The sequence below is a fragment of the Neisseria sp. P0001.S005 genome (genome assembly GCF_051963715.1).
In genome coordinates, this window is the sequence record NZ_JBQCTZ010000011.1 from 1 (window position 1) to 15077 (window position 15077).

Consider the following 15077-nt stretch of genomic DNA (forward strand, 5'->3'; position numbering starts at 1 on the left):
TATAAAGCAGGCTAAAGAGGGAACAACCCACCCTAAACCGATATTGTAAAACGGCAATGCGCGCTCGATGGCAGCAGCGGTGTCGGCATTAAATCCAAACGCGGCCTTATAGGCATCGAGCAAACCGACCACAAGGGCAGCCATCATGGTGCAGAAATAGACAATACGGCCGCCGCCAAACAATTTATCCGTCAAGGCCAGCAAAATGATGACGATGGTCAGCGGATACAACAGCATCAACATAGGGATGGAAAACTGCAAAATCGCTGACAGGCCTTTGTTGGCCAACAGGATAGACACCACCGTATTCAGTATCACAAAGATTTTATAAGAAATACCCGGGCAAAGACGGTTGAAATATTCGGCGCATGAAGTAATCAAGCCAACCGCCGTACTCAGACAGGCAAGCAACACCATGACGCCAAGCAACACAATACCGGCCGTACCGAAATAGTGCTGTGCGGTTTTAGACAAAACCGACGCGCCGTTTTCCTGCAAACCGATACCGGCCACACCTGTCACGCCCATATAGCCGATAAACAGGTAAACCACTGCCAAACAAGAAGCCGCCAACACACCGGAAATCGTCGTAGTCTTCAACAAGTCCGCGCGGTTGTCCACGCCCATGGCGCGAACAGCATCAATAACGATAATGGCAAACACCAGCGAAGCCAGCGCGTCCATGGTGCCATAGCCTTCCAAAATGCCTTTAACCAACGGATGAGTAGCAAAATCACCTTGCGCCGCCTGCGGCACGCCCATCGGATTAATGGCGGCATAGCCGACCAATATCGCAATTGACAGCAACAAAATGGGCGTAAGGATTTTACCGATACGGTCAACCAGCTTACCCGGAGAAATCGACAGCCAATAAGTCATGCCGAAAAACACCAGGCTGAATACGGCCAATGCGATGTTTTTCCAAGATTCATCAATGAAAGGGGAAATCGCGGTTTCAAAAGACACTGTCGCCGTACGTGGCATGGCAAACAGAGGGCCGATTGCCAAATAAAGCGCAGTGGCAAAAGTCACGCCGTACCAAGGCGCAACACGGGAAGCCAGCGCTTCCACATCGCGCGAGCCGGAATAGCCGACGGCAATCACGCCCAACAATGGCAAACCCGCCCCGGTCAGCAGAAAGCCGGACATCGCCGAAAGCCAGTTATCACCGGCCTGCTGCCCCAAAAAAGCTGGAAAAATCAGGTTCCCCGCCCCAAAAAACAGGGCAAACAGCATTAAGCCCACCGCCCATAAAGAAGCTTTGGTATGACTCGTCGTCGAATTCATTTTAGTTCTCTTTTTTCAAATTTTCGTTATCGGTTTCATCGGCTTCAAGGCCGTCTGAAAGCATTTCGGCTTCGTTTGTTTCCAAACCGTCTTTCAGGCTGATTTCGATTTCACCATAATTTTCAGGCTGTACGATACGCACCAAGCCTTCTTTAGCCAATTCCAGCAATGCAATAAAATTGACCACCACATATGTCGCACCCTGCTCCGGCTTAAACAAATCGCTGAACTTGCTGATACCGCTTTCGTTCAAACGGCGCAAAATCGCCGTCATCTGCGCGCGCACTGAAATGGTTTCCCGCACCACTTCATGACTGCGCGTATGTTTCGCCCGCGACAAAATACCCAACCAAGCCTGCGTCAAATCGGCAACATACACTTCCGGCAACTTTGCTTCGACCGCAATTTCCAGCGGCAAATACGCCCAAGCAAAATCACGTCCGGCGCGCGGCAACGCATCCAAACCCTGAGCCGCCAGTTTCATCTGCTCGTAAGCCAACAGACGGCGCACCAATTCGGCACGCGGATCCGCCTCTTCATCCTCAACTTCTTCAGGACGCGGCAACAGCAGGCGCGATTTAATTTCAATCAGCATCGCCGCCATCAGCAGGTATTCCGCTGCCAAATCAAACTGATACGCTTCCATTTGAGCAATATAGTGCAGATACTGCTCGGTAATCTTCACCATCGGAATATCGAGGACATCGATATTCTGCTTGCGGATAAGGTACAGCAGCAAATCCAACGGCCCTTGGAAGCTGCTCAATACCACCTTCAACGCATCAGGCGGAATAAACAAATCCTGCGGCACATCGGTGACAGGCTGACCGAACACCCACGCAACGGTATGTTCAGACGGCGTTGCGGCAGTGGAAGAAATAAGGTGTTCTGAAGGCATGGTTAAAGGGTCTTTTTCTTTTTAAGTTTAGTAAGAAGTTTCATCAATAAAAGGCCATCTGAAACGGGGACAACCCGTTTTTAATATAAAAATCAACGTTTTTTACGATTGATTTGCAAAGAAACAATGGCGACGGCAAAAGTCTGGGCCAAGGCCATACCCAACAGCGGCAGGCTGGCGAAAACTGTACCCGTCAGTACCGAGCCGATATCTCGGGACAACACAAAACCATCCCTCGCAAGCATCGCCACTATTAAAGCCAACAATAGCAAACTTTCGCAGCCGACCCAAAGCCAAATCATTTTAACCGAACGGCGTTTACGCCATTTCATAATACCGGCGTGTAAAAGGCTGAACATCACGACGGACAGAAACGGATAAAGAAAAGCGGTGAATGGGCGGTTATAACCGCTTTGCACACACAAATAATCGCCCGGCAGCGTATTGCATTCCATCACATCGAGAAACATCGGATCGACAGCATACATCAACACGCCGAACCATACCGCATAAATCAGACTGGCAATAAAGTAGGCTTTAAAAAATCGGCTCTTAACCATCTTCCCCTACCCCTCACTTCCGCCCCGCGATATGCTCCACCGCCGCCTGCGCACAATACAGCCCAAACGAAGCCGTCACCAGCATACTCGCGCCGTAGCCCGCGCAGGACAAACCTTGCGGCGCTGCATCGGTCGAACACGCTTCGCCGGATTGCGGCGGCGTAATATTCTCGGTTGAATAAACACAAGGCACGCGCATTTTTTCTTTGGTATTGCGGCTGAAGCCGTAGCGTTTGCGCAAGGTATAGCGCAAATTGGAAAGCAGCGGATCGTGGGTAACGCGGCTCAAATCGGCGGTCTGTATCAAAGCCGGATTTTTCTGTCCGCCCGCGCCGCCGCTGATAATAAACGGTTGTTTATGTTGCACGAAATACGCCGCCATCGCCGCTTTGACACGGATTTGGTCAATGGCGTCGATGACAAAGTCAAAAGGCCGTCTGAAAAGTTCGTCCAGATTGTCTTCGGTCACAAAATCTTCGATTTCCGTCACTTCGCATTGCGGATTGATTTGGGCAATGCGTTCGCGCAAAGCGGTAACTTTTGCCTTACCGAAATCATCGGTCAAAGCGTGCAATTGGCGGTTAACATTGGACTCAGCAACGTTGTCCAAATCAATCAGCGTTAAACGACCGATACCGCTCCTCGCCAAAGCCTCCACCGCCCACGAGCCGACGCCGCCGACACCGACCACGCACACATGCGCACGCGAAAAGCGTGCCAGTGCTTCGTCTCCGTAAAGTCTGGCAATGCCGCCAAAGCGGCGCGAAGAAAGAAAAGCGGCGTCCTGCATAAGTAACCTTGTGATATATCAATAAATTAATGAAAAACGCGACAGGCGATTCGGACAGACATTATACTTGAAAGCAGATAGGCTGTTGTACCTGCCCGAAAGAGTTTATAATCGTTTCACATTCAGACAAGTTCTGATTTCATATTAAACGAAAGTGCCGCTACTCGGCGCAAAAGGAGAATGAATATGTACAAACATCTGGTTGTAGCCGTTGACGGTAGCGAGACCTCCCTCAATGCATTGAAACACGCCGCCGAACTGGCAAGCCTCAACAAAGCCCAACTGACTTTAGTTCACGTTGCCAACCCTGCCGAATACATGGCTTTGGCTCCTGAATTCCTGCAACACGAAAGCTATGAAGCCGCCGCAGTGGCTCAAGGTAACGAAGTTTTGGATTTCGCAGAAAAAACAGCGCGTGAAAGCGGCGTTGAAAACATCGTGAAACACCTGTTGGTCGCCAACAAAGGCGCGCGCGAAATGGCGCAAGACTTGGTTGACTATGCCGACAACAACGGCGCAGACCTGCTGGTACTCGGCACACACGGCCGCACCGGCCTGATGCACCTGCTGATGGGCAGCTTCGCCGAGACCGTAATGCGTCAAAGCCACCTGCCTCTGCTGATTATCCGCAGCAAAGCTGAAGAAGCATAATCAAGCATTTATTTAAAATAGCGAAAGGCCGTCTGAATATTTTTCAGACGGCCTTTTTTCACATGACAGCTTCAACTTTTATTTCGCCATTTCTTTGAACACTTCGTGTGCCACAGCAATGGTTTCGTCAATCAGCTCAGGCGTATGCGCGGCGGAAACAAAACCGGCTTCATAAGCTGACGGGCCGAATGCGACATTTCGGTCGAGCATACCGTGGAAGAAATGTTTGAAACCGTCGATATTGGAACGCGCCATGTCGGCATAATTTTGCGGCGTATGGCTGGCAAAATACAAACCAAACATGCCGCCCACGCTGTCCGCCGTAAACTCAACGCCATGTGCTTTAGCCGCATCGGCAATACCGTTGGCAAGGCGTTGGGTCAAGTCAGTCAGGTTCTCATAGAAGCCTTCGCGCTGAATGATTTCCAGCGTTTTCAAACCGGCTGCAACCGCAATCGGGTTGCCGGACAATGTACCTGCCTGATATACGCCGCCCAACGGGGAAATACATTCCATAATGTCTTTACGGCCGCCGAACGCCGCCAAAGGCATACCGCCGCCGATCACTTTGCCTATGGTGGTCAAATCAGGCTTGATGCCGTGCAAAGATTGCGCTCCGCCCAACGCCACGCGGAAACCGGTCATCACTTCGTCGTAAATCAACACGGCACCGTGTTTTTCAGTCAATTCGCGCAAGGCTTTGACAAAGGCTTCAGACGGCCTAACCAGATTCATATTGCCGACAAAAGGCTCTAAAATCACACAGGCAATGTCATTGCCGCTTTGGGCAAAGGCTTCTTCCAGTTGAGCGATATTGTTGTACTCGAGTACCAAAGTATGTTTGGTAAAATCGGCAGGCACACCGGCGGAAGAAGGATTGCCAAACGTCAGCAGACCACTGCCTGCTTTCACCAACAGGCTGTCGGAATGGCCGTGGTAGCAGCCTTCAAACTTGATGATTTTGTCGCGGCCGGTAAAACCGCGTGCCAGACGGATGGCGGTCATCGTCGCTTCCGTACCGGAGCTGACAAGGCGCAGCTGCTCGACCGACGGCATGATTTTGGCGATTTCTTCGGCAATGACAATTTCGCCTTCAGTCGGCGCACCAAACGACAAACCGCCCAATGCCGCTTCGCGCACAGCTTCAATGACTTCAGGATGGGCATGGCCGACAATCGCAGGGCCCCAAGAGCCGACATAGTCGGTATAACGCGTGCCGTTTTCGTCCCAAACATACGCGCCTTCTGCCTTTTTGATAAAGCGCGGTACGCCGCCGACGCTGCCGAATGCGCGCACAGGAGAGTTCACGCCGCCGGGAATAATGGCTTTGGCGCGGTTGAACAAGCTTTCATTACGGTTCATGGTCAATTCTTTCGTAAGAGGTCGTCTGAAAATCAAATCGGTGCCATTTTAACACCAAATCCTTTTCAGACGGCCCAAGCTTCAAAATAAGAATCGGGCGCAAAATCAAAATTATTCTTTAAAAACAAACACTCTATCCACATTTTTCCTGCTTGTGCTATAATCCGCGACCTATTGAAACAATAAAAGAAAAGCATCATGTTACGCGGATTCATACTCAGCCTCGCCCTTTTGGCGTCCTCCCTCGTCCATGCACAACGCAGCCTGCCCGACGATATGGACGTGGCCGTCTTAAAGACTGTCGATTTGCCTTATCTGAAAGTCAGCAAAGGCGGTTTTTCTTGGACGCGCCTGCTGACCTTGGGCATTGTAGACGGCAATGCGGCCAAACTGCAAATCACGCGCTTCACCAAAATCCACGATGAAAACGACCGTTTCATCCCCATGGGCCGCCTGCTGAATCAAACCGGCAAAGCCGTCGCGTTCAAATACAACGAAGAAAGCCGCCTCGTCCGCGAAATCTGGATTCTGACCGACGCCGAGGCCGACAGGTTTGCCGCACACGCCAAAGCGCAAAAACAGGCGGAAGAATAACTTTCAGACGGCCCGGATATTCAAAGGCCGTCTGAACCCTTTTACAACAAGCAAGTCAATCAAAACAAACCATGAAAAAAGTATTTATCCGCACCTTCGGGTGCCAAATGAACGAGTACGACAGCGAAAAAATGCTGTCCGTCCTCGCCGAAGAACACGACGGCATCGAACAGGTTACCCAACCTGACGACGCCGACATCATCTTGTTCAACACCTGCTCCGTGCGTGAAAAAGCGCAAGAAAAAGTCTTCTCCGACTTGGGTCGCGTCCGCCCGCTCAAAGAAAAAAATCCCGACCTCATCATCGGCGTTGCCGGCTGCGTTGCCTCTCAAGAAGGCGAAAACATCGTCAAACGCGCTCCGTATGTGGACGTGGTTTTTGGTCCGCAAACGCTGCACCGCCTGCCCAAACTCATCGTCGATAAAGAAACCACCGGCCTGTCTCAAATCGACATTTCCTTCCCCGAAATCGAGAAATTCGACCACCTGCCGCCTGCGCGCGTAGAAGGCGGCTCGGCATTCATTTCCATTATGGAAGGCTGTTCCAAATACTGCTCTTACTGCGTCGTCCCTTATACCCGCGGCGAAGAATTCTCCCGCCCGCTCAATGATGTATTGACCGAGATTGCCGGTTTGGCGCAACAAGGTGTTAAAGAAATCAACCTCTTAGGCCAAAATGTCAATGCCTATCGCGGCGAAATGGAAAACGGCGAAATCTGCGACTTTGCCACTTTGTTGCGCATCGTCCACGAAATCCCGGGCATCAAACGCCTGCGCTTTACCACCAGCCATCCGCGCGAATTTACCGATGCGATTATCGAGTGCTACCGCGACCTGCCGAAGCTGGTTTCCCACCTGCACCTGCCGATTCAAAGCGGTTCCGACCGCGTATTGAGCGCAATGAAACGCGGTTACACCGCCTTGGAATACAAATCCATCATCCGCAAGCTGCGCGCCATCCGTCCTGATTTGTGCCTCAGCTCCGACTTTATCGTCGGCTTCCCGGGCGAGACCGAACGCGAGTTCGAGCAAACCTTGAAACTGGTCAAAGACATCGCCTTTGACTTGAGCTTCGTCTTTATTTACAGTCCGCGCCCCGGTACGCCTGCCGCCAACCTGCACGACGACACGCCGCACGAAGAAAAAGTGCGCCGCCTCGAAGCTTTGAACGAAGTTATCGAAGCCGAAACCGCGCGCATCAACCAAACCATGGTCGGCACGGTTCAACGCTGCTTGGTCGAAGGTATCTCCAAAAAAGACCCCGACCAACTGCAAGCCCGTACCGCCAACAACCGCGTGGTCAACTTTACCGGCACACCCGACATGATCAACCAAATGATCGATTTGGAAATCACCGAAGCCTACACCTTCTCCCTGAAAGGCAAACCGGTATAAGCACACACAAACAAAGGCCGTCTGAAACTGTTCAGACGGCCTTTATCTTGGTTCGGCCCGGCATTATCTGATTCATGTATTTTTATTACCCGAACAAAAGGCTTTTCAGTATAATACCGCCCGAAAATTCCCTTATCTGTTGAGAAGTTAAGGCCAAAAACCAAACTTTTTTCAGACCAATCCGACGATGCCGTCCCGCAAGCGGCTTTCCCCAAAGGAATATTTTTAAATGAGTTCTTCAAATCAAAGCGTTTTGGAACGATTGTTCAACCTGAGTGCCAATCAGACCAACGTCCGCACTGAAATCATGGCCGGTTTGACCACCTTCCTCGCCATGTGTTACATCATCATCGTCAACCCCCTGATTTTGGGCGAAACCGGCATGGATATGGGCGCAGTATTTGTGGCCACCTGTATCGCCTCCGCCATCGGATGTTTCGTGATGGGCTTTGTCGGCAACTACCCAATCGCCCTCGCACCGGGCATGGGCTTGAACGCCTACTTTACCTTTGCCGTCGTCAAGGGCATGGGCGTGGACTGGCGTGTGGCTTTGGGTGCCGTTTTCATTTCAGGCATCATTTTCATCCTGTTCAGCTTCTTTAAAGTGCGTGAAATGCTGGTCAACGCCCTGCCTATGGGCTTGAAAATGTCGATTGCCACAGGTATCGGCCTCTTCTTGGCATTGATTGCACTCAAAGGCGCAGGCGTGATTGTGGCCAATCCTGCCACATTGGTCGGCTTGGGCGACATCCACCAGCCTACCGCCCTGCTGGCGATGGCAGGCTTTGTCATGGTGGTTGCACTCGGCCACTTCCGCGTCAAAGGCTCCATCATCATTACCATTCTGACGCTGACCGCCGTCTCCACCGTCTTGGGCTTGAGCGAGTTCAAAGGCGTGGTCGGCGAAGTTCCGAGCATTGCACCGACTTTCATGCAGATGGACTTCAAAGGCTTGTTCACCGTCAGCATGGTCAGCGTGATTTTTGTATTCTTCCTGGTTGACCTGTTTGACTCTACCGGCACCTTGGTCGGCGTTTCCCACCGCGCAGGCCTGTTGCAAGACGGCAAACTGCCGCGTTTGAAACGCGCCCTGCTTGCCGACTCTACCGCCATTATCGCAGGCGCCGCCTTGGGTACTTCTTCCACTACCCCTTACGTTGAAAGCGCGGCAGGCGTTTCTGCCGGCGGCCGTACCGGCCTGACTGCCGTTACCGTCGGCGTACTGATGCTGGCCTGTCTGATTTTCTCCCCACTGGTTCAAAGCATCCCTGCATTCGCTACCGCACCCGCCCTGCTCTATGTTGGCGCGCAAATGTTGCGCAGCGCGCGTGAAATCGATTGGGACGACATGACCGAAGCCGCACCGGCATTCCTGACCATCGTCTTCATGCCGTTTACCTACTCGATTGCCGACGGTATCGCGTTTGGCTTTATCAGCTACGCACTCATCAAACTCTTGTGCAACCGCACCCAAGACGTACCGCCTATGGTATGGATTGTCGCCGTATTGTGGGCACTGAAATTCTGGTTCTTGGGTTAAACCACTCAAAAGAACAGGCCGTCTGAAAACTTTTCAGACGGCCTGTTTTATTTTACCCAGCGTTTAAAGCTGTCGATAAAAGATTATTTTTTCGCTTTTTTAGCAGCTGGTTTAGCGGCAGCTTTCGCGCCTTTGTCCAATGCGCAGAAGCGGGTAATGATTTGATCAACCACTTCTTGTTTGCCGTTTACTTCGGTAGTACCGCGGATAGTCAGCATGTTGCCGTCAACTTTGTCTACGTTGGCTGCAGTGGCTGCTTCAGCAACCCAAGCGACATTACCGCCCCAGAATGCGTTTACGTCTTTGCTGCTGTCAGTGATACGGAACAGGTTTTCAGTTAGTTGACCTTTGTATTTTACTTGGGCAGCAACAACTTCGTTGCCTTTGAAACCGTACATTACGCTCAGAGGCTCTTTGCCGTCTTTACCGCATTTGTAGTGAACTTCTTTAGTACCGTCGATAGAGTCTACTTTCAAAGTATTAGGTACTGGAGCTTGAGCTTGTTGAGCCTGAGCTTGAGTTTGTTGTTGCGCAGTAGGCGCAGCTTTAGCTTCAGGTTTGGCTTTAGAACCGCTGCTACATGCAGTCAGGGCAACAGCCGCCAAAACGGCAGGAACGATTAATTTAACATTCATATTCATAATTGACTCCCAAATGGTTTCAATAAAAAACCGGCAAACGCCGGCTGACATTTACACATTAACAGAGATATTCCGTCTTGTCTTTATCTCAGACGGCATTTTTTAATAAAAGTTCAAATAAATATTTTTATTTTCTAAAATCAAGAAATTATAAATATGAAATCATGTAAATTCAGGTTTAGGAACTCTTAAGATGAATACTGTTGTCAATAAATTGGGTTTTGGCAATGGTAAAATGAGATTGAAAAGCGCATATAGACGACAAAAAGTCTGGGCAATTTATTTTACACACTTCTGTCTCTTGAATTGCTAAGCGTTTCAGACGGCCTTAGAACACAAACAGTAAATGTAATAAAAAAACGCAATCTGAAACAGATTGCGTTTTTTTGAAAACTGGCACGCCCACGGGGAATCGAACCCCGGTTACCGCCGTGAAAGGGCGATGTCCTAACCGCTAGACGATGGGCGCGGATAAATCTTGTGGCGCACCCGGAGCGATTCGAACGCCCGACCCTCTGGTTCGTAGCCAGATACTCTATCCAACTGAGCTACGGGTGCATCCTCATCACTTCGCTAGTGCGTTGTGAATCAAGAAGACCGAATAATATAGGCTTTACTGAAACCTGTCTACTCTTTTCGCAGATATTTTTTATATTTTTAATTAGATGATTGAAATTAAACAATATAAAATTAACGTAAAATCCCTACTCCTGACAAATCCTGCGCCATTTTGGCGGCGGAGTTATCGGTCATACCGCCGACAAAATCCAAAATCTTCATATAGGCCTGATACAGACTGTCTTCAGGAAGAATCGGATTGTGCTTTTTCAATAATTCCAACGCCAAAGACTGACGCGTTGCCAACTGTTTTTCAGCAATCAGGGCATAAGCGGCAGGAACAAGTAAATCCAAGATGGAGCCTAAACATGGGAACGTGGCAATCTCGGTCAAGAGTTTGGTGTGATGGCGGAAAATCCGTGTTTGCGCCAATTCTTTCGCTTTTGCCAAAGTGTTTTGCACTTGCGGGCTGCACAGAGCAAGCAAGTCTTTGCCTTTGAATGTTCCATCCAGTAAATCGGACTGATGCAGCATAAAGGTTTGCGCAACATCATCAATCGCCTTGCCAATCGCAATGCCGCGCAACATGGCGCAACGCTGACGGCTGGAGCTGGCGTGCCATGCGCTTTCGGCAAAGGTCAGCTCGGACAAAATACTCTCCACTTCCGTATCCATGAGCAAATCCAATTCGACGGCATCTTCCAAGTCCAGCAAGGCATAGCAAATATCGTCGGCGGCCTCCATCAAATAAGACAAAGGATGGCGCGCCCAGCTGTCTGCTCCCGCGGAAACCAGCCCCAATTCGTCGGCAACTTGACGTATAAATGGTAACTCTGTTTGATAAATATTGAATTTCTTTCTGCCGTTTGGATGTTGCGTTGTCCATGGATACTTCAGCAATGCGCCGATGGCGGCTGCAGTCAGGCGTATTCCGCCCGCCTCGGGATACATTTCAAGGCTGGCGACGATACGCAGGCTATGCGCATTGCCTTCATAGGTTTGAATATCGTTGCGTTCCGCTTCGTTTAATGTGTTCAGATAAATTTGATGCTCAGGCCGTCTGAACCAATCACGCAAAGCATCTTCGCCGGTATGGCCAAACGGCGGATTGCCCAAATCATGTGCCAAACAGGCAACCTGCACCACGGCACCAATATCGCTGGGTGTATTGCCCTGCGGCAGAAAACCGCCGTTGTGCAACATCACGCCCACGCGGTTGCCCAAGCTCCTGCCCACGCTGGCAACTTCAACGCTGTGCGTCAGGCGGTTGTGCGTCAAGTCGTGCTGCGCCAGCGGATGCACCTGCGTTTTTCGACCAAGGCGGCGGAAGGCTCCGGAAAAAACAACCCGGTCGTAGTCGATGTGAAAATCCGTACGCAAAGCATCGGCACCTTCCTGAGTCGAAGGGGTAACGGTCGGCACGATTTCGCCGTTTTTAGTGCGGAAGCGTTGGGTGGATAATAAGTTTTGCCAATTCATTCGGATGGTCATAAAGGTTCCTCAAGCAAAGTAAAGGCCGTCTGAAACATATTCAGACGGCCTTATGCTTATTTACCGCGCATCAATTCAAAGAAATCGTCATTGTTTTTGGAGTCTTTGAGTTTGCCCACCAAAAACTCGGTCGCTTCGATTTCGTCCATAGGATGCAGGAATTTGCGCAAGAGCCACATACGTTGCAACTGATCGTTCGGCACCAGCAATTCTTCGCGGCGCGTACCGGATTTATTGATGCTGATGGCCGGGAACAGGCGTTTTTCTGCCATTCGGCGGTCAAGGTGCAATTCCATATTGCCCGTGCCTTTGAACTCTTCGTAAATCACGTCGTCCATGCGGCTGCCGGTTTCAACAAGCGCTGTCGCAATAATGGTAAGCGAACCGCCCTCTTCCACATTACGCGCTGCGCCGAAGAAGCGTTTTGGACGGTGCAAAGCGTTGGCATCGACACCGCCGGTCAGAATTTTGCCCGAAGTCGGCACGACGGTATTGTAGGCGCGCGCCAAACGGGTAATCGAATCCAGCAGGATGACCACGTCTTTTTTATGTTCGACCATGCGTTTGGCTTTTTCAATCACCATCTCGGCTACTTGTACATGGCGTTGCGCAGGTTCGTCAAACGTAGAGGAAACGACTTCGCCGCGTACAGAACGGCTCATCTCGGTAACCTCTTCCGGACGTTCGTCAATCAACAGGACAATCAGCTCGACATCGGGATAATTGGCGGTAATAGCGTGGGCAATGTTTTGCAACATCACGGTTTTACCGGTTTTAGGCGGCGCCACCAACAATGCACGTTGGCCTTTACCGATTGGGGAAACCAAGTCGATAGCGCGGCCGGTCAGATTCTCTTCGGCTTTGATGTCGCGCTCAAGTTTGAATTGTTCGGTTGGGAATAAAGGCGTGAGGTTTTCAAAGAGGATTTTGTGTTTGCAGACTTCGGGCTGATCACCGTTGATGGTATCGAGGCGAACAAGCGCGAAATAACGCTCGTTGTCTTTAGGTACGCGCACGCTGCCTTCGATGGTGTCACCGGTGTGCAGATTGAAGCGGCGGATTTGCGTGGGCGAAACATAAATATCGTCAGGACCGGCAAGGTAAGAAGTATCTGCGCTGCGCAGGAAACCGAAGCCGTCGGGCAGGATTTCGAGTGTGCCGGAACAGGTAAAGCTGACATTTTGCTTCATCATCTGGCGGACGATGGCAAAAACGAGGTCTTGTTTGCGGAAACGGTTGGCATTTTCAATGCCATGTTCTTCTGCCATTTCCAAGAGTTTGGAAATGTGGAGGGTTTGGAGTTCTGAAACGTGCATAGTATTGATATATTTTGAATGGTATCAGAGAGATGGCACAAAGGCCGTCTGAAAGGATGAAATCGTGCCGCAGGATACGGTAGATTTTTGAGAAAGTTGAATTTTAGGCAGTTGGAGGCAGGGTGTCAAATTTTTAAATTGAACACTGAGGCCGAGACCTTGGTCTTATCCTTCAATAAGATTACGGCTGGAAGTAACATGGCAACCGCAATCTTATCATCAAAAATCCGAGTATTTACCCAACTTCAGACGGCCCTCTGCCCGTACCGCATCAGCGTCATGCCGCCAACCGCCGCCGCACAACCTGCAACCAGTGAAATATGCAGCGGTTCGCCCAAAAACCACGCCGAAGACAGTACACCGAAAATCGGCACAAGCGTAATATACGCCGCCGCGCTGCCTGCACCCAAAGTCTTCACGCCTTCAAAATACCACGCATAGGCCAATACCGTCGCGCCGATGACCAGCCACGCCAAGGCTGTCCAGCCTCGCCCATCCATTGCCGCTATCGCCTCAAACGGCATTCCGTCCGTCCACAACGCCACCACCGACAACATCAACGCACCAATGAACGACGTTGCCGTTGTTACCGTCAGCGCATCTATCCCGCGCAAAACCGCGCGACCGATTAAGGTATAAGCCGCCCAACAGACCACGCAGCCGAAAATCAGCCACTCCCCCGCCTTGATGCCGCCCGATAACACTGTCAACGGCTGCCCTTGCGTTACCACCATAATGGCACCACCGACCGCCAGCAGCATACCCGCCAAAATCTTCACATTTAAACGCTCGCCGAAAAACCAAGTTGCCAACAGCAGTGTCAATACCGGATTCACCGCCACGACTACCGCCGCCTTGCCTGCCGGCATAGTCTGCAAACCCAGCATAAAAAACACCGCATAACCGCACACGCCGACGGAAGCGGCTGCCGTCAAACCCAGCCATTGCCGCGCCGACAAAGCCGCCAAAGTCGCGAACCTGCTACGCGCAAACAACCAGCCCAACAACAAAACCGAAGCCAGTACAAACCGAACCGCCCCGCCCGTCAGCGGCGGCAGCGACTGCCCCAGCATCCGCCCCATCGGCCAAGACGCGCCCCACAGCACCGCCATCCCCAGCAGTTTCAAATGTACAGAATAACGTTCCATCTCATTCCTTTTATCGACAAAGGCCGTCTGAAAATGTTTCAGACGGCCTTTATCCACTTAGGATTTTACAATACGACCATTAGGGTAAATATTGCGGTAAGCAATATAAGGAGCCAGCAGTAAAACTGCGCTGACAGGTAGGAATAGTAAAAGTATGATCATGATAATCCACTGGCCTAACATGCTGCCTAATACGCCCCACATAAAAGAATAGAGAGCCACACCTACAACATAAACTAATATTGCAGGAATATTACACATAGCCGCTTTAACATTAGCTTTAATAGCCTCCCATGGCTTCAGACCATCTAAAACAATCAAAGCGGGGGTTAATAAAAATATAGACAAAAGGACAATAACAATCAATACAACACCTATCATCATTGCCCAATGACCTGCAAAATATAGCGGAATGATAAGCAAACTAACAGCTATACTGAACAGCACCTGAAGTAACAATAAAATGAAAAAACTCATTTTTTTATCTAAAAAAACAATAAAAAAATCTTTCACATCAAATGCTTTTCCATTATTGATATTGTTAGCAACATACATAGCTCCGCCTACTAAGCATGAACCCACCCAGCTGAATACAATACCTTTTAAACTAGAAAGCGCATTAATTCCTAGTAAGTCAATAATAGAAACCACAAAGCCTACGATCATATAAGCCAATAATACGCCTATCCATTTCCACGGATGAAGTTTGAAAATACCGAAAGCGTCGGTAATCCACTTGATGCCTGCAGAAGCAGGAAGGCGTTTGGGTTCGTGATATCGAACTTCCTGTGAAGTGGGTATTTGGTTTTCCATAAAATTCCTATTATAAAATCAAAAATTTAAACAC

The 15077-nt window shown here is 50.2% G+C and carries 14 protein-coding genes and 2 tRNA genes; 4 read left to right on the plus strand and 12 right to left on the minus strand.

The features are described 5' to 3' along the window. The 4 genes from brnQ to ACTHSP_RS02945 form a co-directional block, all read right to left on the minus strand. Positions 1–1287, minus strand: a 1287-nt coding sequence (brnQ, locus tag ACTHSP_RS02930) for a branched-chain amino acid transport system II carrier protein (protein ID WP_440345615.1), incomplete at its 3' end; no start/stop codon positions are given. A 1-nt stretch (position 1288) separates the two neighbouring features. After that, positions 1289–2185 (minus strand): segregation and condensation protein A, encoded by an 897-nt coding sequence (locus tag ACTHSP_RS02935; RefSeq protein ID WP_070607002.1) that lies wholly within the window; start codon positions 2183–2185, stop codon positions 1289–1291. 92 nt (positions 2186–2277) lie between these two features. Then, complete coding sequence (locus ACTHSP_RS02940) at positions 2278–2745, minus strand: hypothetical protein (RefSeq protein WP_314511079.1); 468 nt, start codon at positions 2743–2745, stop codon at positions 2278–2280. Positions 2746–2758: 13 nt separating this feature from the next. After that, a complete protein-coding gene (locus ACTHSP_RS02945) occupies positions 2759–3535 on the minus strand; it encodes a tRNA threonylcarbamoyladenosine dehydratase (RefSeq protein ID WP_314511082.1) in 777 nt (258 codons plus the stop codon). A gap of 186 nt (positions 3536–3721) precedes the next feature. Between ACTHSP_RS02945 and ACTHSP_RS02950 the strand changes: the two genes are divergently transcribed. Continuing rightward, positions 3722–4186 (plus strand): universal stress protein, encoded by a 465-nt coding sequence (locus tag ACTHSP_RS02950; protein WP_003680896.1) that lies wholly within the window; start codon positions 3722–3724, stop codon positions 4184–4186. A 78-nt stretch (positions 4187–4264) separates the two neighbouring features. Here ACTHSP_RS02950 and hemL read toward each other — a convergent pair whose 3' ends face one another. Next, the gene (gene hemL, locus ACTHSP_RS02955) at positions 4265–5548 is read right to left on the minus strand and encodes a glutamate-1-semialdehyde 2,1-aminomutase (RefSeq protein WP_296185907.1); all 1284 of its coding nucleotides are present in this window, start codon (positions 5546–5548) and stop codon (positions 4265–4267) included. A 198-nt stretch (positions 5549–5746) separates the two neighbouring features. Here hemL and ACTHSP_RS02960 point away from each other — a divergent pair, with 198 nt between their 5' ends. The 3 genes from ACTHSP_RS02960 (at position 5747) to ACTHSP_RS02970 (ending at position 9076) form a co-directional block, all read left to right on the plus strand. Beyond that, complete coding sequence (locus ACTHSP_RS02960; protein ID WP_004519559.1) at positions 5747–6142, plus strand: hypothetical protein; 396 nt, start codon at positions 5747–5749, stop codon at positions 6140–6142. 71 nt (positions 6143–6213) lie between these two features. Beyond that, complete coding sequence (gene miaB / locus ACTHSP_RS02965) at positions 6214–7536, plus strand: tRNA (N6-isopentenyl adenosine(37)-C2)-methylthiotransferase MiaB (protein WP_440345616.1); 1323 nt, start codon at positions 6214–6216, stop codon at positions 7534–7536. A 229-nt stretch (positions 7537–7765) separates the two neighbouring features. Then, a complete protein-coding gene (locus ACTHSP_RS02970) occupies positions 7766–9076 on the plus strand; it encodes an NCS2 family permease (RefSeq protein ID WP_314511085.1) in 1311 nt (436 codons plus the stop codon). An 83-nt stretch (positions 9077–9159) separates the two neighbouring features. On the opposite strand, the gene ACTHSP_RS02975 is transcribed toward ACTHSP_RS02970, so the two are convergent. The 7 genes from ACTHSP_RS02975 to ACTHSP_RS03005 form a co-directional block, all read right to left on the minus strand. Then, positions 9160–9717 (minus strand): hypothetical protein, encoded by a 558-nt coding sequence (locus tag ACTHSP_RS02975; protein WP_107769215.1) that lies wholly within the window; start codon positions 9715–9717, stop codon positions 9160–9162. Positions 9718–10111: 394 nt separating this feature from the next. Beyond that, a tRNA-Glu gene (locus ACTHSP_RS02980) sits at positions 10112–10186 on the minus strand. A 12-nt stretch (positions 10187–10198) separates the two neighbouring features. Further along, positions 10199–10275, minus strand: a tRNA-Arg gene (locus ACTHSP_RS02985). Between the two features lie 132 nt (positions 10276–10407). Next, entirely contained in the window at positions 10408–11766 is a 1359-nt protein-coding gene (locus tag ACTHSP_RS02990) for a deoxyguanosinetriphosphate triphosphohydrolase (RefSeq protein WP_314511089.1), read from the minus strand. 56 nt (positions 11767–11822) lie between these two features. Continuing rightward, positions 11823–13082 (minus strand): transcription termination factor Rho, encoded by a 1260-nt coding sequence (gene rho / locus ACTHSP_RS02995; RefSeq protein WP_003680905.1) that lies wholly within the window; start codon positions 13080–13082, stop codon positions 11823–11825. Positions 13083–13327: 245 nt separating this feature from the next. After that, positions 13328–14230 (minus strand): DMT family transporter, encoded by a 903-nt coding sequence (locus ACTHSP_RS03000; RefSeq protein ID WP_314511091.1) that lies wholly within the window; start codon positions 14228–14230, stop codon positions 13328–13330. A 57-nt stretch (positions 14231–14287) separates the two neighbouring features. Continuing rightward, complete coding sequence (locus ACTHSP_RS03005) at positions 14288–15043, minus strand: BPSS1780 family membrane protein (protein ID WP_314511093.1); 756 nt, start codon at positions 15041–15043, stop codon at positions 14288–14290. Positions 15044–15077 lie beyond the last annotated feature (34 nt).